At 62.8% G+C, this 19,582-nt stretch carries 20 protein-coding genes, 2 pseudogenes and 1 riboswitch; of the genes and pseudogenes, 10 read left to right on the forward strand and 12 right to left on the reverse strand.

The features are described 5' to 3' along the window. Positions 1–57: 57 nt before the first annotated feature. The 3 genes from ABOA88_RS06185 to ABOA88_RS06195 form a co-directional block, all read right to left on the reverse strand. Positions 58–1,422 (reverse strand): DUF1329 domain-containing protein, encoded by a 1,365-nt coding sequence (locus tag ABOA88_RS06185; protein WP_367851364.1) that lies wholly within the window; start codon positions 1,420–1,422, stop codon positions 58–60. A 24-nt stretch (positions 1,423–1,446) separates the two neighbouring features. Then, complete coding sequence (locus ABOA88_RS06190) at positions 1,447–3,336, reverse strand: DUF1302 domain-containing protein (protein ID WP_196169707.1); 1,890 nt, start codon at positions 3,334–3,336, stop codon at positions 1,447–1,449. Positions 3,337–3,647: 311 nt separating this feature from the next. After that, positions 3,648–5,330, reverse strand: coding sequence for a fatty acid--CoA ligase (locus ABOA88_RS06195; RefSeq protein WP_196169708.1), 1,683 nt, complete (start codon positions 5,328–5,330; stop codon positions 3,648–3,650). 226 nt (positions 5,331–5,556) lie between these two features. Here ABOA88_RS06195 and ABOA88_RS06200 point away from each other — a divergent pair, with 226 nt between their 5' ends. The 3 genes from ABOA88_RS06200 to ABOA88_RS06210 all read left to right on the forward strand — a co-directional run bounded on the left by ABOA88_RS06200 (position 5,557) and on the right by ABOA88_RS06210 (position 8,405). After that, positions 5,557–6,522 carry a 2-hydroxyacid dehydrogenase gene (locus tag ABOA88_RS06200; protein ID WP_196169709.1) on the forward strand — a complete coding sequence of 322 codons (966 nt, stop codon included), beginning with the start codon at positions 5,557–5,559 and terminating at the stop codon, positions 6,520–6,522. 50 nt (positions 6,523–6,572) lie between these two features. Beyond that, positions 6,573–7,571: a class I SAM-dependent methyltransferase gene (locus tag ABOA88_RS06205; RefSeq protein WP_196169710.1), complete on the forward strand. Its 999-nt coding sequence runs from the start codon at positions 6,573–6,575 to the stop codon at positions 7,569–7,571. Between the two features lie 38 nt (positions 7,572–7,609). After that, positions 7,610–7,730, forward strand: a riboswitch (yybP-ykoY riboswitch). Between the two features lie 90 nt (positions 7,731–7,820). Then, complete coding sequence (locus ABOA88_RS06210; protein ID WP_177343710.1) at positions 7,821–8,405, forward strand: TMEM165/GDT1 family protein; 585 nt, start codon at positions 7,821–7,823, stop codon at positions 8,403–8,405. A 72-nt stretch (positions 8,406–8,477) separates the two neighbouring features. Here the strand turns inward: ABOA88_RS06210 and ABOA88_RS06215 are convergent, their stop codons facing one another. Further along, positions 8,478–9,293: a M48 family metallopeptidase gene (locus ABOA88_RS06215; protein WP_043213812.1), complete on the reverse strand. Its 816-nt coding sequence runs from the start codon at positions 9,291–9,293 to the stop codon at positions 8,478–8,480. A gap of 148 nt (positions 9,294–9,441) precedes the next feature. Here ABOA88_RS06215 and ABOA88_RS06220 point away from each other — a divergent pair. The 3 genes and pseudogenes from ABOA88_RS06220 to ABOA88_RS06230 form a co-directional block, all read left to right on the forward strand. Further along, positions 9,442–9,712: pseudogene (locus ABOA88_RS06220) on the forward strand (methyl-accepting chemotaxis protein); the annotation flags it as partial. Between the two features lie 821 nt (positions 9,713–10,533). Then, positions 10,534–10,728: pseudogene (locus tag ABOA88_RS06225) on the forward strand (HAMP domain-containing protein); the annotation flags it as partial. 111 nt (positions 10,729–10,839) lie between these two features. Continuing rightward, positions 10,840–11,583, forward strand: a complete 744-nt coding sequence (locus ABOA88_RS06230) for a methyl-accepting chemotaxis protein (protein WP_419183385.1) — start codon at positions 10,840–10,842, stop codon at positions 11,581–11,583. 33 nt (positions 11,584–11,616) lie between these two features. Here the strand turns inward: ABOA88_RS06230 and ABOA88_RS06235 are convergent, their stop codons facing one another. The 3 genes from ABOA88_RS06235 to ABOA88_RS06245 are packed head-to-tail and all read right to left on the reverse strand — an operon-like array spanning position 11,617 to position 12,695. After that, complete coding sequence (locus ABOA88_RS06235) at positions 11,617–12,237, reverse strand: SOS response-associated peptidase (RefSeq protein WP_367851363.1); 621 nt, start codon at positions 12,235–12,237, stop codon at positions 11,617–11,619. A gap of 12 nt (positions 12,238–12,249) precedes the next feature. Beyond that, entirely contained in the window at positions 12,250–12,510 is a 261-nt protein-coding gene (locus ABOA88_RS06240) for a putative signal transducing protein (protein WP_196169713.1), read from the reverse strand. After that, a complete protein-coding gene (locus tag ABOA88_RS06245) occupies positions 12,510–12,695 on the reverse strand; it encodes a CPXCG motif-containing cysteine-rich protein (protein ID WP_043213807.1) in 186 nt (61 codons plus the stop codon). The genes ABOA88_RS06240 and ABOA88_RS06245 overlap by 1 nt, the downstream gene beginning before the upstream one ends. 123 nt (positions 12,696–12,818) lie before the next feature. Here ABOA88_RS06245 and ABOA88_RS06250 point away from each other — a divergent pair, with 123 nt between their 5' ends. Then, positions 12,819–13,988 (forward strand): 1-acyl-sn-glycerol-3-phosphate acyltransferase, encoded by a 1,170-nt coding sequence (locus ABOA88_RS06250; protein WP_196169714.1) that lies wholly within the window; start codon positions 12,819–12,821, stop codon positions 13,986–13,988. Positions 13,989–14,063: 75 nt separating this feature from the next. Here ABOA88_RS06250 and ABOA88_RS06255 read toward each other — a convergent pair whose 3' ends face one another. After that, positions 14,064–14,324 (reverse strand): hypothetical protein, encoded by a 261-nt coding sequence (locus ABOA88_RS06255; RefSeq protein WP_196169715.1) that lies wholly within the window; start codon positions 14,322–14,324, stop codon positions 14,064–14,066. A gap of 159 nt (positions 14,325–14,483) precedes the next feature. On the opposite strand from ABOA88_RS06255, the gene ABOA88_RS06260 reads away from it, so the two are divergent. Next, the gene (locus ABOA88_RS06260; RefSeq protein ID WP_196169716.1) at positions 14,484–14,690 is read left to right on the forward strand and encodes a hypothetical protein; all 207 of its coding nucleotides are present in this window, start codon (positions 14,484–14,486) and stop codon (positions 14,688–14,690) included. Between the two features lie 138 nt (positions 14,691–14,828). On the opposite strand, the gene ABOA88_RS06265 is transcribed toward ABOA88_RS06260, so the two are convergent. Continuing rightward, the gene (locus ABOA88_RS06265; protein WP_196169717.1) at positions 14,829–15,413 is read right to left on the reverse strand and encodes a YajG family lipoprotein; all 585 of its coding nucleotides are present in this window, start codon (positions 15,411–15,413) and stop codon (positions 14,829–14,831) included. 177 nt (positions 15,414–15,590) lie between these two features. Between ABOA88_RS06265 and ABOA88_RS06270 the strand changes: the two genes are divergently transcribed. After that, on the forward strand, positions 15,591–15,743 hold the full coding sequence (locus ABOA88_RS06270) for a hypothetical protein (RefSeq protein WP_437437084.1): 153 nt from the start codon (positions 15,591–15,593) through the stop codon (positions 15,741–15,743). A 679-nt stretch (positions 15,744–16,422) separates the two neighbouring features. After that, a complete protein-coding gene (gene mqo, locus ABOA88_RS06275; RefSeq protein ID WP_367851362.1) occupies positions 16,423–17,934 on the forward strand; it encodes a malate dehydrogenase (quinone) in 1,512 nt (503 codons plus the stop codon). A 146-nt stretch (positions 17,935–18,080) separates the two neighbouring features. On the opposite strand, the gene ABOA88_RS06280 is transcribed toward mqo, so the two are convergent. The 3 genes from ABOA88_RS06280 to ABOA88_RS06290 all read right to left on the reverse strand — a co-directional run bounded on the left by ABOA88_RS06280 (position 18,081) and on the right by ABOA88_RS06290 (position 19,582). After that, positions 18,081–18,371 (reverse strand): PA4642 family protein, encoded by a 291-nt coding sequence (locus ABOA88_RS06280; RefSeq protein ID WP_196169719.1) that lies wholly within the window; start codon positions 18,369–18,371, stop codon positions 18,081–18,083. Between the two features lie 68 nt (positions 18,372–18,439). After that, positions 18,440–18,910 carry a hypothetical protein gene (locus ABOA88_RS06285; protein WP_196169720.1) on the reverse strand — a complete coding sequence of 157 codons (471 nt, stop codon included), beginning with the start codon at positions 18,908–18,910 and terminating at the stop codon, positions 18,440–18,442. Positions 18,911–19,108: 198 nt separating this feature from the next. Then, entirely contained in the window at positions 19,109–19,582 is a 474-nt protein-coding gene (locus ABOA88_RS06290) for a WbuC family cupin fold metalloprotein (RefSeq protein WP_367851361.1), read from the reverse strand.

Consider the following 19,582-nt stretch of genomic DNA (forward strand, 5'->3'; position numbering starts at 1 on the left):
GGCTGGCGAAGCCTGGGGCCGCGGAGCGGCCCCAGGGGTGTCAGGCGAAATCAGACCTCAACGCACGCCGTCCTGGCGCAGCGCCGCCGGCTGGAAGTCGCTCTTGCTGGCACTGAAGCCGAAGTCATAGGCGCGCTTTTCCTCGTTCTTCATGCCCAGTGCCAGGTAACGGCCCGACTGCAGGTCGTAGATGGTCTCCAGGGTGTACCAAGGCACCTGCACGTTGTAGTAATCCTGGGCATGGGCCTCCGATACGCGCCACAGCTGGCCACGGCCGTCGTACTGGTCGATCACCGCGGCCTGCCAGGTGTCCTCGTCGATATAGAAGTCACGCTTGGCGTAGATGTGCCGCTGGCCAGGCTTCAAGGTCGCGACCACATGCCACACACGGCGCAGCTCGTAGCGGGCCAGGTCCTGGTTGATGTGCCCCGGTTTGAGGATGTCGGCGTACTTGAGGCTAGGCGAGTCGAGCTTGTAGCTGTTGGACGCGATGTACAGCTCCTTCTTGCCTTCGAGCTTCCAGTCGTAGCGGTCCGGTGCACCGTTGTACATGTCCAGGTTGTCGGAGGTGCGCAGCCCGTCCGCAGCGGTGCCCGGTCCATCGTAGGACACCTGCGGGGCCTGGCGCACGCGACGCTGGCCGGCGTTGTAGATCCACGCCTTGCGCGGCTCCTTGACCTGGTCGAGGGTCTCGTGGACCAACAGCACAGTGCCCGCCAGACGCGCCGGGGCGGTGACCTTCTGCTTGAAGTAGAACAGGATGTTGCCCGGGTTGTTCGGGTCGTAGTCCTTCATCCGGTCACGGAAGACGAACTGGTCCTGGAAGTACACCAGGCTGTAGGAGCCGTTCTGCTGGGGCGTGGCCTGGGTGACCAGGCGGGTCACGCTACCGCCGCGGTAGCGGGTGATGTGGTTCCAGATCACCTCCAGCCCGCTCTTGGGGATCGGGAACGGAATGGCGGTGCGGAAGTTGTTCAGGCCGTTGCCGCCTTCGACCAGGGTGGTCTTGGTGGCGTTTTCCTTGATGGCGGCGAACACTTCATCAGGCACGGTCGCGCCGCGGTGGGTCTTGTACACCGGGATCTTGTAGGTGTCCGGGTAGCGTTTGAACATCGCCACCTGGCCTGGGGACAGCTTGTCCTTGTACTGGTCGACGTTCTGCGCGGTGATGGTGTAGAGCGGCTTGTCGCTGGCATAAGGGTCGGACAAAAAGCCCTTGGCATCGGCGCTGCCCGCGGTCTTGGACAGCGGCTCCCACGGGCCGATGGAGCCATCGGCATTGCCGGCCTTCTCTGCACCCATCGGGGTCAGGCTGGTGCCCAGCTTGGCAGCCTCGTCGGCGGACACCGCGGCCATCACGCTGGTGGCCAGCAGGGACAGCCCCAATACACCGGCTTTGAGCAGACTTCTGGTCTTGTTCATTGTTGTCGTCCTGGATCAGTGTGCTTAGAAGTTCACGCCAAAGCTCAGCGCCACGAAGTCGCGGTCATCCACGGTGCTGTACTTGCCATCGAAGAAGTTGGTGTACGAAAGGCTCGCCGTGTAGGTGTTCTGGTACTCGGCGTCCAGGCCCAAGCTGATGGCCTTGCGACCTTCTTCGAAGTTCGCGCCAGGGCCTGGCGAATAGCCCGAGACGTCATGGGACCAGGCCACGTTCGGCCGCAGGTTCACCCCGGCGAAGACATCGTTGTAGTCCCAGATGGCGCGAGCGCGGTAACCCCAGGAGGTCGTGGTCGCATAGCCATCGTTCTCGCATTTGCGGTTGAGGTTGGCGGTCGAAGAGTTCAGCCCCGAATTGCCAAGGGTGCTGCCATTGAGCAGTTGGCAGGTGTTGAACGGCCCCGAATCCGGCAGCGGACCCGGACCAAACACCGGATCGCGTCCATAGCGCGCCTTGTTCGCGCTTTCCAGGCCACCAATATGGGTCACACCGACTTCACCCACGACCGTAAGGCGGCTGGCGCCCATCACTTGGTCGAAGAAGTGCGTCAGAGTGGTCTGGAACTGGGTGATTTCCTTACGCCGGTAGCCGTGCAGATCCTGATCGGGTGCGCCCTGGAGCACCGATGCGTTGCTGTATGGAGGAACACCGAGCGGCCCCACGCCAGCGAACAGGATGTCCGTGGTATTCAGTTGCACCGGGGCGTTGGGGCGGTAGCTCAACTCGCCGCTCCAGGCCGTACCGGTCGGTAGGGTTGTGGAGAAACTCAAGCCGTACAGACGGATGTCTTCGGGATACTCGACAAAGTACTGCGAGTTGCCCGCGACGATCAGTGGCGCCAAGCCTGCGAATGGCCCCCCGAGCAAGCCACGGGCGCGGTTGTATGCCGACTGCGAAGCACCGGTGGCACTGAAGATCGGCGCACGGCTATGGTAGTTCATGAAGTAGGCACCGAATTCGGTGTCCAGTGGCTCGAACATGTAGCGGAACGCGACACCGAACTGTCCACTGTCCCGCGCATCGCGGTCAGGCCCTCGGCGCACCAGAACGCCCTCTTCATTGATGTCTACACCCTGGGCATTGAGCAACGGCACAGCGGTGGGAATCGCCCGGCTGCTGGCCAGCACGCGCAGGTTGTCGCTACAGCCATCGGCGATGATGTCGGCCTGGGAGAAGAAGGTGCCGCAGTTGTCGACGACCGTCTGGTCCCATTCGATCTGGTAGAAGGCCTCGGCGGACAGGTTGTCGGTCAGGCTCTGGGAGATATAGAACATGTTGACCGGGATCAGGCCTTCCTTGATCTCGGCGCCAGGGCGGCGGAAGGCAGACACGTCGATCGGGTTGATCGCGTTGATGCCGCCGCCGATGAAGGTGCTTTCACCCCAGCTGACTACCTGCTTGCCCAGGCGCACGGAGCCTGGCTGATCGCCGATGGAGTAGTTGTGGTAGACGAAGGCGTCGAGCAGTTCAGCGCCCGAGGACTTGGCGCCTTCCTTGCGATTGGAGTCGCTGATGTCCTTGAACTCGCGGTGCTCGTCCTTGAGTTCGAAGTCATACCAGTACTTGCCCCGGACGAACACGCCAGTGTCGCCGTACTTCAATTCCAGGTCATGAATGCCCTTGAAGATCTTCGAGAAGGTTTCACCCTTCTTGAAGTTCAAGTGGCCATCATCGGATGTCTGGGACAAGCCCTTGCCACCATTGTTGGCCCCGATCAGGTTTTGGTTCGGATTGGCTGTTGACCAGCTGGCCCCGACGGAGAGCGACGAATCGAACTGGCCTTCGATTTCCCCGATGTTGAAACTGACACCGAATGCAGGGCTTGCGAGCGTGGAAGCGAGGCTGACGGCCAAGGGCAGCTTCGCCCGGCGCCAGAACAGGTTTGCAGATGTCATCGACGCTACTCCATGTACTTTATTGTTATGGCAGTGAGTCCTTTCAGAAACGGCCCGTGCGACCGGTGTGCAGGCTTGCGCCCACGGCGCTGCGACTTGCGCGCAGTGCCTTGCCCCATTCCTGAAAATCACCTGGCCCCGACTATAGCCAGCAGGTCCGGGTGCTTGATCCCTCTAAAGTGTGATTTGTGTGTCCTGGGCTGACGATGGCCTGCAGGGCGCGCGCAAGCATGGCGTAATTCCAGCGTTTTACAAGCGCCAGCCGCTCTGGCATGCGGGTCGCGCACGGACGAGCGCGACCCGCGGGAGGGTTACAAGGTCGACAGAAACGCACTGTTGCTGGCCTGCCACTGGACGATGTCCTGGCGGATACGCTTCTTGTCGAGCTTGCCGACACTGGTCTTGGGAACTTCAGTAACAATCGCGATCTGGCTAGGGATCGCCCACTTGTTGATGTGCCCCTGCTCGACGAACGGCTTGAGGTGATCCTTGAGCGTCCGGGCATCGATGGCCTGCCCTTCGCGGACCACCAGCAAGGCGAATGGCCGCTCGCCCCACTGCGGATCGGCGACACCGACCACCGCCACTTCGCGCACCGCCGGGTGGCGACTGATCAGGTCCTCGAGGTCAAGGGAGGAGATCCACTCGCCACCGGTCTTGATCACGTCCTTGATGCGGTCGCGGATGTCGATGTAGCCCATGCCGTCGAGGGTGGCGACATCGCCGGTATGCAGCCAGCCGCCCGCCCAAAGCTCCTCGCTCTTCTCGGCTTCCTTGAAGTACCCCTGGGTCAGCCAGGGGGCGCGCAATACCAGTTCGCCCTGGGTCTCGCCATCGGCCGGGAGGAAGTTGCCGTCACCATCGACAATCGCCGCCTCCACCAACGGTACCGGCACGCCCGCCTTGATGCGGTAGGAAATGCGCTCGTCCTCGCTGCCGGCCTGCAATTCGTCGTTGAGGTGAGCGCAGGAAATCAGCGGACAGGTTTCCGACATTCCGTAGGCTGCGGTCAGCTGGATGCCCCGAGCCAGGGCCGCCTCATAGAGCGCCCTGTTGAGCGCGCTGCCGCCGATGATGATCTTCCAGCCGCCAAAATCCTCGCCTTGGGCAGACGGGCAATTGAGCAGCATCTGCAGGATGGTCGGCACGCAGTGGGAGAAGGTGACCTTTTCCTCACGCCAAAGCTTCACCAGCATTTCCGGCTCGTAGCGCCCAGGATAGACCTGCTTCATGCCGAGCATGGTGGCCGCGTAGGGAATGCCCCAGGCATGCACGTGGAACATCGGGGTGATGGGCATGTACACATCGTTGCTGCCCAGCAGGCGCACGCTGTCGATGCTGCCGGTGACCGACGCCTCGGCGAGGGTGTGCAGCACCAACTGGCGATGCGTGAAATACACCCCCTTGGGATTGCCGGTGGTGCCTGTGGTGTAGAAGGTGGTGGCCACCGAATTTTCGTCGAAATCGGGGAAGTCATAATGTGGACTGGCCGCGGCGAGCAGTTGCTCGTACTCGCCGACCAGATTGGGCAGATCAGCCTGTTTGTCTGGCCCATCGGTCAGCAGCACGGTTTTGTCCACCGTGGTCAACTGGCCGGCGATGGCCTGGTAAAGACCGACGAAGTCGCTGTTGACCAGCACCACGCGATCCTCGGCGTGGTTCATGGTGTAGAGAATCTGCTCCGGCGACAGGCGCACGTTGATCGTATGCACCACCGCGCCGATCATCGGGATGGCGAACATGCACTCCAGATAGCGGTGGCTGTCCCAGTCCATCACCGCCACGGTGTCACCGGCCTTGACCCCGGCCTCGGTCAACACGTTGGCCAGACGCGCGATGCGCTCGACCAGTTGCGGGTAGGTCAGGCGCAACTGGTCGCGGTAGACGATCTCACGAGTCTTTTCGTAGCGGCTGCCCGACATCAGCAGACGCTTGATCAACAGCGGGAAGGTATAGGCGCCCTCGGCGGGCTTGATGATACGCGTCTGCAACATAGGTATCCCTTATCTGCAATGCTGGCCGGAGAAGTCTGATATCTACTCTAGAACGGTGACACTTTGGTCAAATCAGCCGAAGGAATGATTCGACGGGATAAAGGTATGAGTGGCCTCTTCCCCCACGCTTGACACTTTGCCAGCCCGCCTTCAGCTTGGTGGGCTGCGCTGTTGCGCAACGGCTGACCTGATCTGTCACCGCCCGAACCCCAGCCCGGAGCCCCTCATGCCTAGCCCGCGTCGCGCCGTCTTCCTCGATCACCAGTCCCTTGACCTGGGTGACCTCGATCTCTCGCCTTTGCAGCGCCCCTTCGACAACCTGCAGCTGTTCGCCTCAACCCAGCCGGAGCAGGTCGCCGAGCGCCTGCAAGGTGCCACGGCGGTGATCAGCAACAAAGTGATGATCGACGCCGCGGCCATGGCGGCCAATCCACAGCTCAAGCTGATCCTGGTCGCCGCCACCGGCACCAACAACGTCGACTTGGCCGCCGCCCGCGCCCAGGGCATCACCGTGTGCAACTGCCAGGGTTATGGCACCCCATCGGTCGCCCAACACACCCTGGCCTTGTTGCTGGCCTTGGCCACGCGCCTTTGCGACTACCGCCAGGCGGTCGCCGAAGGCCGCTGGGCCACGGCCAGCCAGTTCTGCCTGCTGGACTTCCCTATTGTCGAACTGGAAGGCAAGACCCTCGGTCTGCTCGGTCACGGTGAGCTCGGCGGCGCGGTGGCGCGGCTGGCCGAGGCGTTCGGCATGCGCGTGCTCAGCGGGCAGATCCCCGGTCGCCCGGCCCGCGCCGAACGCCTGCCACTGGATGAACTGCTGCCTCAGGTCGATGCGCTGACCCTGCACTGCCCGCTCAACGAGCACACCCGTCACATGATCGGCGCGCGCGAACTGGCGCAGCTCAAGCCCGGCGCCCTGGTGGTCAATACCGCTCGAGGCGGCCTGATCGATGAACAGGCCCTGGCCGACGCCCTGCGCAGCGGCCACCTCGGGGGCGCGGCCACCGACGTGCTGAGCGTCGAACCCCCGGTCGATGGCAATCCTTTGCTGGCCCCGGACATCCCGCGTCTGATCGTCACCCCGCACAGCGCCTGGGGCGCGGTGGAGTCGCGCCAGCGCATCGTCGGCCAGTTGAGCGAGAACGCCCAGGCCTTCTTCGCCGGCCAGCCACGGCGAGTGGTCAGCTGAATCGGCAAGGGGCTCTGGTACACTGCGCGCTTTTTCAGGAGACGTCGTCCATGGACCCGCGCAGTGAAGTGTTGCTCCGCCAGGCCGAACTGTTCCAAGGCCCGCTGCTGCTCGCCGGGCTGCCCGCCGACGACCTGCTCGGCCAACTGCCGCAGGCCAGCGGCTGGTCCTGGCACGCCGGCGACCAGGCCCTGCTCGACAGCCGTTTCAGCGGCCGCAGCCACTATGGGGTGAACGTGCCCGAAGTGGCCTTCGAGGCCGCCGTACTGTTTCTACCCAAGTCGCGGGAGCTTGCCGCCTATCTGCTCAATGCCCTGGCTTCGCGCCTCGCAGGCCGTGAGTTGTACCTGGTGGGCGAGAAGCGCGGCGGCATCGAGGGCGCGGCCAAGCAACTGCAAGCCTTCGGCAAGCCGCGCAAGCTCGACAGCGCACGTCACTGCCAGCTGTGGCAGGTGACGGTGGACCATGCTCCGCAGGCCAAACCCCTGGAGAGCCTGGCCGAACGTTTCGAACTGCCCCTGGACGACGGCCCGCTGCAGGTCGTGAGCCTGCCAGGCGTGTTCAGCCATGGCCGCCTGGACCGCGGCACTGCCCTGCTGCTCCAACACCTGGACAACCTGCCAGCCGGTCACGTGCTGGACTTCGGCTGCGGCGCAGGCGTACTGGGCGCGACCATCAAGCGCCGTTATCCACAGAGTCGCGTCACCTTGCTCGACGTGGATGCCTTCGCCGTGGCGAGCAGTCGGCTGACCTTGGCGGCCAATGGTCTGGAAGGCGACGTGATCAGTGGCGACGGCATCGATGCCGCCCCCACCGGATTGAACGTGATTCTGAGCAACCCGCCCTTCCACACCGGCGTGCATACCAACTACCAAGCTTCGGAAAACCTGCTGAAAAAATCCGGCGATCACCTGCAAACAGGTGGCGAAATGCGGCTGGTCGCCAACAGTTTCCTGCGCTACCAGCCGTTGATTGAAGGTGCCCTGGGCAACTGCCGGGTCTGCGCCGAAGCGGACGGTTTTCGTATCTACCAAGCCACACGCGGATAAAACAGGGCTTGCCGAAACACATTCTCGAAGGCAGAATCCGCACCGTCCTAGGGGAGTAGTCTCCCGCGAGCGCCCTGCTCGCCCGGCACGCGTCAACACACTTGGCCCACAGGCCATGGCGCGTGCGACCCACGATCTGCACAGGTAGATCCAGGGTTTGACAAGACCTATGACACGCACACCTTACCCGGGGCGGGGAGGTCGTACGTGTCATAGCCGTGTCGACCCGCCCCCGTAGGAAACCTGATGCTGGAATCCCTGCTCGTCCCCACTGCTATCGTTGCCCTCGCTGAAATCGGCGACAAGACGCAACTACTCGCACTCATCCTCGCCGCTCGCTTTCGCAAGCCCTGGCCAATCATCGCCGGCATCATCGCCGCCACCCTCGCCAACCATGCCGCCGCCGGCGCTGTTGGCGCCTGGGTCAGCAGTTTCTTCAGCGAGACGGTGCTGCACTGGATCCTCGCCGCAAGCTTCGCCGCAACAGCCCTGTGGACCCTGGTTCCGGACAAGATGGACGACGACGAAAACAGCGCCGCACGTCGCTTCGGCCCGTTCGTCACCACGCTGATCGCATTCTTCCTGGCTGAAATCGGCGACAAGACTCAGGTTGCTACGGTCATGCTCGCGGCCCAGTACCCACACCTGATCATGGTCATCCTCGGGACCACCCTGGGCATGCTGATTGCCAACGTACCGGTGGTATTGGCGGGCAACTTCGCCGCCGAGAAGCTGCCGCTGACGCTGATTCGACGCCTGGCAGCGGCTGCATTCTTCGTGCTGGCCATCGTCGCCGTGTACTCGGCGATGAAAGCCAGCGGCTGGGTAGGCTGAAAGCGGCAAACGGCAAGCTGCAAGAGAAGCGAGCCACGCTTTCCTTGCAGCATGAAACTTGCAGCTCGAAGCTTACTTCTTGGCCGCCTGATACAGCGGCATCACCTTCGGAATCGCCGCCTGCAGCGAGGCAATACGGCTGCTCGAGGCCGGGTGGGTGCTCATGAACTCAGGCGGTGCGCCTTCGGAGGCCTTGCTCATCTTGTTCCACAAGGTGATCGCGGCATTCGGGTCGTAGCCGGCACGCGCCGCCAGCTCCAGGCCGATCAGGTCGGCTTCGTTCTCGTTGGCGCGGCTGTTGGGCAGGGTCATGGCGTAGTTCACCACGGTGTCCGCCAGGGCCATGCCGCCCTGACCCAGGCCGAACAGAGCACCGGCGCCTTGGCGCGCCATCTCCACGCCATAGGCCTTGGACATGGCCTCACGGCCGTGCTCGCGCAGGGCGTGGGCGATTTCATGACCCAGTACGGCGGCGATCTCGGCGTCGGTGAGCTGCAGCTTGTCCATCAGGCCGGTATAGAAAATGATCTTGCCGCCCGGGCCACAGTTGGCGTTGAGCTCGTCGCTGTCGATCAAGTTGACCTCCCAGTTCCACTGCGCGGCGTCCGGCCGGAACTTGGGCGCCTGGGCGATCAGGCGGCTAGCGATTGCCTGGATACGCTTGGCCTTGGCACTGCTCTTGTCCAGCTCCCCCTTGCTTGAGGCCTCGCTGAGCGTCTGTTGATACGACTGGGCATACATCTGGTTGACCTGGTCGGTCGAGAGCATGCTGAACATATACTGCTGGCGATCAACGCCCACGGCACCACCGCTGGTGGTATTCACTGCCTGGCAACCAGACAGCAGGATACTGGCGCCGATCAGGCTGGCAACGAATGAACTACGCATGAAAGCACTCCGTTTTTACATGCCGCGTATCCTAGGCCGAGTCGCCTGGCCTCGCCAGAGCCGCAGGTAAGATTTCTCACCCCCCCTCATGCTTTCACCAGGCCCCGCCGATAACCCGGGAAACAATCATTCTCGAACGCGGTGCCCCATGAAGTTCAAGTCGATTCAGTTTTCCGTGGCTGCCCTGGCGGGCGCCATCGTTTTGAGCATTGTCGCGGCCCTGGTGCTGTACGCCGTGTACTCCGGCGAACGCACCCAGTCGCTGGTGCAGGAGCGCACCCGTCAGCAGTTTGAAAACGTGATCGAGCAACGCCTGGGAGCCCTGGCCCGCACGCAGGTGAGCGAGATCCAGCGCGGGCTGGAAGCGCCGCTGCTGATTTCCCGTAGCCTGGCCACCAGCAATGCCATGATCGGCATGCAAGGTACCGATGGCCAACCGTTGATGCGTGTCGACCGCCAATCCCTGATCAACCAACTCAAGCGCACCGTCGAGGTCAACCCGACCGTGCTCGGCGCCTACCTCGGTTGGGAACCCAATGCCCTGGACCATGACGATGCCCGCTATGTCGGCAGCAACATGGTTGGCATCGATAGCGCCACGGGGCGCTTCCTGCCGTGGTGGTTCCGCAATGGTGACGGCAGCCTCGGCCAAGACAAGCTGATCGATGTGAACGACCATACCGTGCTGGCCACGGGCGTACGCGCCAGTGAGTACTACCTGTGCCCGAAAGAGTCGAAGAAGCCCTGTGTGATTGATCCGGCACCCTACAAGGTGGGCGACAAGACCGTCATGCTCGCCTCTTTCGTCGCCCCCATCATGATCGATGGCCAGTTCCAGGGCATGGCCGGTGCCGACCTGTCGGTGGACTTCATCCAGGACCTGCTCAACAACGCCGACCGTCAGCTGTACGACGGCGCCGGCGAACTGGCCCTGGCCTCGAGCAACGGTCGCCTGGTGGCCTATACCCGTGACCCGTCGAAGTTCGGCGAAAAAGCCAGTGACGTGCTGGACGCCGAGGAGTCGGGCACGCTGACGTCGCTGACTGGCGAGGACCTGCACTACGAGGTCGACGAGGCCAAGGACCGCATCGAACTCTACCTGCCCTTCCGCGTCGCCAACACCGACGCTCGCTGGACGCTGCTGCTCGAACTGCCGCTGAGCACGGTCATGGCCGACGTCAACCAACTGCAGAAAGACCTGGCCGCGCAACGACGCACCGACATCACCGGTATGACGCTAATGGGCCTTGGCATCGCCGCCGTCGGTCTGCTGGTGATCTGGCTGCTGGCCCACGGCATTGCCCGCCCCCTGCGCCAGATGGTGGCCATGCTCGATGATATCGCCCAAGGCGAAGGCGATCTGACCCGTCGCCTGCATAGCGACCGCGCCGACGAATTGGGCGCGATCGCCAAGGGCTTCAACACCTTCCTGGCCAAGTTGCAGGCGATGATCACCCAGGTGGTGGGCTCGGTGCAGAAGGTCAGCGACTCCTCGGAGCACACTGCCGACATCGCCATTCGCACCAACCAGGGCGTGCACAAGCAGATGGCCGAGATCGATCAGGTGGCCACCGCCGTGCAGGAAATGACCGCCACCGCCCAGGACGTGGCGCGCAATGCGACCCACGCCGCCCAGGCCGCGAACAACGCCGACCAGGCGGCCAACCAGGGCTTGCAGATCGTGCGCGAGACCTCCCATTCGATCAGCGTGCTGGCCACCGAGATCGGCCGCGCGGTGGATGTGGTCCAGACCCTGGCCCGCGACAGCGAGAACATCAACGCGATCCTCGTGGCGATCCGCGCCATCGCCGAGCAGACCAACCTGTTGGCGCTCAACGCCGCCATCGAAGCGGCCCGCGCGGGCGAGCAAGGCCGGGGCTTTGCCGTGGTCGCCGACGAGGTGCGCAACCTGGCGCAGAAGACCCAGCAGGCCACCGAAGAAATCCAGCAGATGATCCAGCAACTGCAGCAAGGCACCCGCGAAGTGGTCAAGGTCATGGAAGACAGCCAGGGCAAGACCGACGACAGCGTGCAACAGGCCACCCGTGCCGCCGAAGCGCTGGAGAGCATCACCCAGGCCGTGTCGGTGATCAATGACATGAATACCCAGATCGCCAGCGCTGCCGAGCAACAGAGCGCCGTGGCCGAAGACATCAACCGCAACGTCATCAACATTGGCCAGGTGGCCGGTGAAGTGGCCGGCGGTGCCGACGAGTCGAGCCAGGCCAGCGCCGAACTGACCAAGCTGGCCGAACAGCAGCGGCGGTTGATCAACCAGTTCCGCGTTTGAGGAACAAGGGGCTGCTTTGCAGCCCCTTGAGGTTCACGCCGGGGTCAGGCACTCCGGCGCATCGAGCTTCGGATCATTGACGAAATGCGCCAGCGCCCGCTCGCGCAACGCTGCTGGTGGGCTGGCCAACAGCCCGTGCAGCCGCGCCAGCGGCGTTTCCGGGTCCAGCCAGGCCGCCTGCCCCGCTTCATCGAGAATCAGCGGTCGACGTTGGCTCATCGCCGCCTGGGTCACCACCGCGCAACTCAGCCAGACCTCGTCCTGCACCGGATACGCCTCCCACACCGCTGCGAAGAACAGCGAGGCGCCCTCACCCGGTGTCAGCCAGTACGGCCGCTTGCGCACCGTGCCGCGCCACTCGTAGAAACCATTGGCCGGCATCAGGCAGCGCCTCTGGCGGAAGGCTTCGCGGAACATCGGCTGCTCCGCCAGGGTTTCGGCACGCGCCTGGGCCGGCGTGCGGGAAAGATCGGTCAGCCAGGCTGGGGTCAGTCCCCAGCGGGCCCTGGCCAACTGGACCTGGCCATCGAACTGGCGCTGGATGAGCACCGAAGCGCCTGGGGCGATGTTCCATTGCGCCTGCTGGTCGGCGGGGTACCCGGGCAAGGCGGCAAAGGCCGGGGACCAGCGAAACAGGGCGTAGCGTCCACACATGGCGATAAAAACTCAGCAGATCAGGGTTCCGGGAAAACTCTCCGGTTCGTCGCCGGCAAGTGGCAGGGCCGCATTGTACGCATCGATCAACTGCCGTGCGTACCCGGCCTGCTCGTCCGGTACCACCAGACCGAGCAACCCGTGCATGGGCAACTCCCCGGCACCGCCGACCAGATCACGCCCGGCCAGATGCACCTGGACACCCTCGCTGGCCAGCATGCCCACCAGCAACTGTGCCTCCATCAGGCTCTCCGGCTCGTAGATCCGCATCATCAGGCATCATCCTCGCGTCTGACATCGAGCATCCATTCGTCACCATGCACCTGCAAGATGAACACCACAGGCTGGCAACACACCTGACAGTCCTCGGTGTACACCTGGTCACCGCCGGAAATATCCACCGTGGTTTCCACGGTTTCACCACAATAGGGACAACGATAGAAGTCGGTTTCCAGCATCGCGGCCTCCGCGGTGACTTATGCGTATAATTGCCGGTCTGTTTACAGGGCCTGCGTGTGTCCGAGCCGTTTTTTCGGACCCCACCCCTACCTTATTACCCTAGCCGTTTCCAACAAGAGAGCATGATGGGCGAATTCGATGCCATCCGACCGTACGACGACGCTGAGGTCCCTGCCGTCCTGGCACGCCTGCTCAGCGACCCGGCATTTCTGGATATCCTCACCCACTTCCGCTTCCCGCGGGCGGCCGGCGCCTTCGGCTGGCTGCTCAAGCCACTGATCGCCCGCCGCCTGCGCAACGAGTTCGCCGGCGTCACCTGCGTCTCGACCCTGCAGGACAAGGTCGAGCACTACGTCGACCAGACCATCGAGCGCGCCACCGATGGTGTCACCTACTCCGGTGTCGAACAGCTCAAGTCGGGGACCGCCTACCTGTTCCTGGCCAACCACCGCGACATCGTGATGGACCCGGCCTTCGTCAATTACGCGGTGTACCACGCCGGCCTGCCGACGCCACGTATTGCCATTGGCGACAACCTGCTGCAAAAGCCCTTCGTCAGCGACATGATGCGCCTGAACAAGAGCTTCATCGTCCATCGCTCGCTGAGCGGTCGCCGGGAAAAACTGGCCGCCTACCAGCTGTTGTCGGCCTACATCAATCACTCGATCCGCACCGACTGCGTCTCGATCTGGATCGCCCAGGCCGAAGGACGGGCCAAGGACGGCGACGACCGTACCGATTCGGCGATCCTCAAGATGTTCCACATGAGCCGCAAGGACGAAGCCTTCGGCGCCGTGATCCAGAGCCTGAACCTGACACCGGTGTCGATCAGCTACGAGTACGATCCGTGCGACCTGGCCAAGGCCCGCGAGCTGTACATCCGCGCCACCACCGGCACCTACAAGAAGGCGCCGGGCGAGGATGACAACAGCATCGCCCAGGGCATCACCGGCTACAAAGGCCGGGTGCATATCAGCTTCGCGGCCCCGGTAACCGAGTACTTCGAGGACACCAAGCAACTGGCGCAGGAAATCGACCGGCAGATCCTCGGCGGCTACCGCCTGTTCCCGGTGCATTACCTGGCCTATGGCATGTGGAGTGAAGCAGACCCGGCCCTGCAGGTGCCGAGTGCGGAGAAACTGTTCCCCGCAGAAGAACTGGCCAAGGCCAAGGAAGAATGGCAACGCCGCCTGAATGCCTGCCCGGTGGAACACCAGCCATACCTGGTGCAGCAGTATGCGACGCCGGTGCGCAACCAGTATCAGGTCAAGGCTCGAAGTCCCGTGGCCTGACACCCGTTTTGTGGCAGCGGTTGATCCGCGAGCACCAGGCTCGCGGGTCACCCGCTCCCACAGGGTAATCGGTATTCAGAGCAAGGTGCTGAACCAGGACAACAGCAGGGCCATGGCCAGGCAAGAGAACCCGAGGATGTAGTAGTAGCGCGGCACCCGCTGGTCGAAGGCATCGACCACGGCCTCGTCGCTCGCACCACTTGCCCGCACCACCACTTCGCGCCGCCGTGCGCTTTGCAGCAACAACCCGCCAGGGCAGGTGATCAGCAGGGCCAGCAGGTTGACCAACTTGGCCGGATGGGCAGCCAGGAATCCCCAGAGCACTTGCAAGGACATCGCGTAACCTCGGAAAAGAACGACAGCAAAGCCCGGCATTCTACCCAAGCCCCACCCAACTGCTCGGTTTTTGCGACCAACTGTCATTGAATTTCACTGTCACACGCTCGTCATCTGGACAGGCCACCCTGTCGGCCTTTTACTACGATGGAGCTCGTCATGTTGCACGCCGAAAACCAGGACCGCCTCTACCTCGTCGCCCAGAGCGATGAACAAGAAGCGCTGATCGACGGCTTCGCCATTAATGTCCAGGATCACCAGTGGCTGGTCTATTGCGCATTGGGCGGCCATGCCCACCAAGACCTGCCCGAAGTCGACGTGTACACCGGCCGCAGCCTGCTCGACTTTCATATTGAGGCCGCATGATGAGCAACATGCTTGCGCCATAGCACCACATTCTCGGATAAACCCACTCCCATAGGCCGCGAGTACGCTCCAACAGGCAATAAAAAGCCCGCTGCCGGAAGACCCGGCAGCGGGCTTTTTTTATCGAGGGCGCTGCGCTTATTCGCCCAGGACCTGGCCGATGGTCGGGTCCTTGAACAAGCGGGTCAGGGCATCGCTGAGCACGTCACCGACCAGCTTGGTGTTGGTCTCCTGATTCGGTGCCATGCCGAAGCGCTGATCCAGGGAAGCACCGTAGCGACCGCTGTAGCGGCGATTGGCGTTGGACACATCGGCACGGAAGGTAGCGCCGATGGTGGCTTCGGTCACATACATCTTGTCCTTGGGCGACTGGTACTTGAGCTCGGCCAGGGTCACGGTCAACTGGGGTGCATTGTAGGCGTTGGGCGTCGGGGTGAAGCCGAGCAGACGTACCGCGGCCTCGGCCTGGGCCTGCAGCTTGGGCACGATATCGTTGCCACTGACGCTGATGGTGCTGGTTTCAGGGTACATGCCACCCCGGGTGCCCAGTGATTGCGAGGCACGGCCATCGACCACCTTGACCACGACCGGCTGGCCACGGCCGACCGGATTGAGCTGGGCGGTGAGCTTGGGTTGCGGGCTGAGTTGTTGCGGGCTGTGGGCACAACCGGCCAGGCTCAGGCTGGCCACCGCGATCAAACCGAACAACAGACGTTGCAACATGCGCGTTTCTCCAGAAAGTACGGCAAAGGCCCACAGTATACCTAGCGACAAGCTTCACGCTGCAAGCTGTTAGAAAAAGCAGCCGAGTAACCGATCCGCTTCCTTATTTCAGATGTCACATGAGTTTCATGCCTTGCGTCCATCCTGTTGCCAGACCGACCGAACAGGATCGCCGCCATGACCTCGCTGTGGAATCTGCTTTTCTCCCGCCCCCACCAGGACACCTATGTCCGCCTCGATGCCGAGGGCAATTGCCTTGGATTCATATACTGCACCCGACTGCCCAGCAGCAGCGGCTGGGTGCAGGTCAGCGAAGCCCAGCTGGGCTGACTTGGCCAGCCGCTACCGGCCTGCGTCCGGGTTTGCGCCCATGCAAGCCGCCGCTGGCAGCAACGCACCCTGCCAGCCTGACAAACGCAGCAATAAAAAGCCCATTAAGCGCACCTTTCTGCCCGCGACATCGTTATAATCTCCCCCCGATTATAAGGACGTCTCCTGATCGGGCCCCGCATCGCCGTTGACCACGGCACTTTCGACGCTTTGCCCACAGAGAGCCTTCCACTCAGGTCTTGCATCCGCCGCGCCTGCTGTTCCCGGCCTTCGCATTGCAGGAACCTGTGGATTGCCATCGCGCAATCCCTTTTGAGGTTCACGTTCCAAAAGAGCGTGAAAAAACGGGTTTTTCAAACTTCACAAGAGTGTGGCGAGCAAAATGAACAGTCTGGCATGTGCAAAAGCGACAGATGCGTCCCGAACAGCCTCGAACAGACGGCAAAAGTGCTCATCCTCGATGAAGTACTGAAGCCGGTCCATACCGCACGGCGGATACCTTGACCATAAGTCGAATTGCCGCACCCGTGGCAAGCGGCGTTCAATAGCTGAACACCAAGACTGAATTGGCAGGGTCCGCGGAAGTGGCAAGAACTGCGAAGAGTCGGACATGGCGATCCTGGCCAACCCAGGGATCCTATGCTGTCAATTAGGTGCTGTAGATTGTGGAGACGCGTTAATGGCGCAGAACGAATCGGTTGATGTGGTACTGGTAGGCGCGGGCATCATGAGTGCCACCCTGGCCGTACTGCTCAAGGAACTCGACCCGTCGATCAAGCTGGAGGTCGTCGAGGCGATGGACTCCGGTGCCGCGGAAAGTTCCAACCCCTGGAACAACGCAGGGACGGGCCACGCAGGCCTGTGCGAGCTGAACTACACGCCTCAGGCCGCCGATGGCAGCATCGACATCAAAAAGGCCGTGCACATCAATACCCAGTTCGAGGTGTCCCGCCAGTTCTGGGCCTACCTCGTGCGCAAAGGCAGCTTCGGCTCGCCCCGTGCCTTCATCAATCCGGTCCCTCACCTGAGCTATGTCGAAGGTGACAAGGGCGTTTCCTTCCTCAAGAAGCGCTTCGAGCTGCTCAAGCAGCACCACGCCTTCACCGAGATGGAGTACACCGAAGACAAGGCCGTGATGGAACAGTGGATGCCGCTGATGATGCCGGGCCGCCCGGCCGACCAGCGCATCGCCGCCACTCGCGTGCTCAAGGGTACCGACGTGAACTTCGGCGCCCTGACCAACAAGCTGCTCAAACAGCTGGGCAACTGCGCCGATGCGCAGGTCAAGTACAGCAAGAAGGTCGTCGGCCTGCGCCGCAACGGCAGCGGCTGGACCGTCAGCATCAAGGACGTCAACAGCGGCGGCAGCCGTGAAGTCGACGCCCGCTTCGTCTTCCTCGGCGCTGGCGGCGCGGCCCTGCCGTTGCTGCAGCTTTCCGGCATCCCTGAAAGCAAGGGCTTCGGCGGCTTCCCGGTCAGCGGCCAGTGGCTGCGCTGCGACAACCCAGAGATCGTCAAGCAGCACCAGGCCAAGGTCTACAGCCAGGCTGCGGTCGGCGCACCGCCCATGTCGGTTCCACACCTGGACACCCGCGTGGTCGATGGCAAGAAGTCGCTGCTGTTCGGCCCGTATGCAGGCTTCACCACCAAGTTCCTCAAGCACGGCTCTCTGCTCGACCTGCCGCTGTCAGTACGCATGGGCAACATCGGCCCGATGCTGGCCGTCGCCCGTGACAACATGGACCTGACCAAATACCTGGTCAGCGAAGTGATGCAGTCGATGGAACAACGCCTGGAGGCCCTGCGCCGCTTCTACCCTGAAGCCAAAGCCGAGGACTGGCGTCTGGAAGTTGCAGGCCAGCGCGTGCAGATCATCAAGAAGGACCCGAAGAAAGGCGGCATCCTGCAATTCGGTACCGAGCTGGTCTCGGCACAGGACGGCAGCCTGGCAGCCCTGCTCGGCGCCTCACCAGGCGCTTCGGTGACCGTCTCGATCATGCTCGAGCTGATCGAGCGCTGCTTCCCCGAGCAGGCCAAGGGTGCCTGGGCTGCCAAGCTCAAGGAGATCTTCCCGGCTCGCGAGAAGGTCCTGGCCACCGATGCCGCGCTCTACCGCAAGATCAGCGCCCAGAACGACGAAGCGCTGGAAATGGTGGAAGACACCAGCAGCCCGGCCCAGCACTACGCTTGATACCGGCCCACAAAAAAACGCCCCTCGGGGCGTTTTTTTGTGCCTGGATCTGCGGTGCTCTTCGCGGGGAACCCCGCGCCCACAAGCATTGCGATGAACCCTGTGGGAGCGGGTCTACCCGCGAAAGGCCGGCACAGGCTTACCGATCAGCCACGGGCGTTTTTGATGATCTCGATGTACTCAGGCGCATTGCGCTGGTCGGCGATCAACTCGACAAAGGTCTTGCCGTGCTCGTCCTTGCCGTCCAGGTCCAGGCCCGCCTCGACGAAGAAGCCGACGAAACGCTCGAAGTCGTCGACGCGCAGGCCGCGATAGGCCTTGACCAGTTTGTGCAGCGACGGCGAGGTCACGCCATCGGCCGGCTCGAACTGGAGGAACGTCTTGACGTAGTCGTCGCTGATCTCGTCACCAATCACCTGCTTCTTGTCTTTACGCATTGCCGACTCCAACTGGGCCATCATGGGCATTCAAAGGCCGGCAGTGTACCCCTCACGGCCCACGGGTCTCAACGCGTACGTACGGTGCCGGTGTGCAGATCCGCCCAGAGATGACCGTTGGGGTAGGTGAGGAACTGCACGTACAACGTCTCGTTGCGCAGCAGGTCCATGATCACTCGATAGCTGGCCAGCGGATAGCTCAAGGTGAGGGTTCGGGTCTTCTCGTCGTAGACCGGTTTCTTCAGGCTCTTGCCGCCCTCGCCATCGAAATTGATCAAGACCTGGCTGAGGGTGGCGCCCTTGCTCAGGGGCTTGCCCTTCAGGCGTAACAGCAATGAGGAGGTAATCGGGATGGGTTGCTGGTCGGACTGGCGCTGGATGCCGGTCACCACCGAATAGTCGGTCACCTGCAGCAACTGCTGGGCTGTCGGAGCCTCTTGGCGCAGGGACAGCTCATCGGGGGGCAGGAACTGGCCATGCAGCGGCGCCGCGGACAGCGGCAGGCTCACCGCCAGCAGGAAAGGAAGAATCGCACGCATGTGAGGCTCCTTGGCAGGGAGAAGCACTCTAGCATGGAGGCGGGCTCAGGAGCCTGACTGGGCGCGGCCCTTTTTGATTGCCTGTGCGCCCCTTCGCAGAAAACCGCCCCCACGCAGGTTCGTGGAGCAACTGCCTTGCTCTGCGGTGTCGTCTTCGCGGGTAAAACAGGCGCTGCGGACCCGGTTTACCCGTGAACGTTACTCGAACTGCGCACGCATCCAGGCATGGTATTCGGCCACGCCCGGCTCGCCCTCACGCGGCGCCCAATGGGCATGCTCGCCCTCGCCCACCGGCCGGTAAGGCCCGGCCTTGCATTCGAACAGCATGCTGTCGGCTTCAAGCACTACCAGCCCGTGGTAGGTACCCGGTGCCAGGTCGACACCCAGGCAATCGCCGCCGGCCTGCATCACCCGCTTGTCGATCACCGCACCCTGCTCGTCGAAGATCAGCAGGCCCAGGCGCCCCTTGAGCACGATCAGCGCCTCGGCCTTGTCGTCGCTCAGGTGGCGGTGGGGTGGAATGTAGGTGGTGGGCTGCAGACCGACAACCATCCGGTGGCAGGGTTCTTCCATCTCATGGAAATTATGGTGTTGCCGGCCACGGGGGCTGTCGGCGGCTTTTTGCGCCAACTCGGCAAACAACGCGCGGTCGATGAATGCAGGTTGGCGCAT

Origin of the sequence: Pseudomonas sp. PKS (assembly GCF_051913525.1) — a bacterium.
GTDB classification, from domain to species: Bacteria; Pseudomonadota; Gammaproteobacteria; order Pseudomonadales; family Pseudomonadaceae; genus Aquipseudomonas; species Aquipseudomonas guariconensis_D.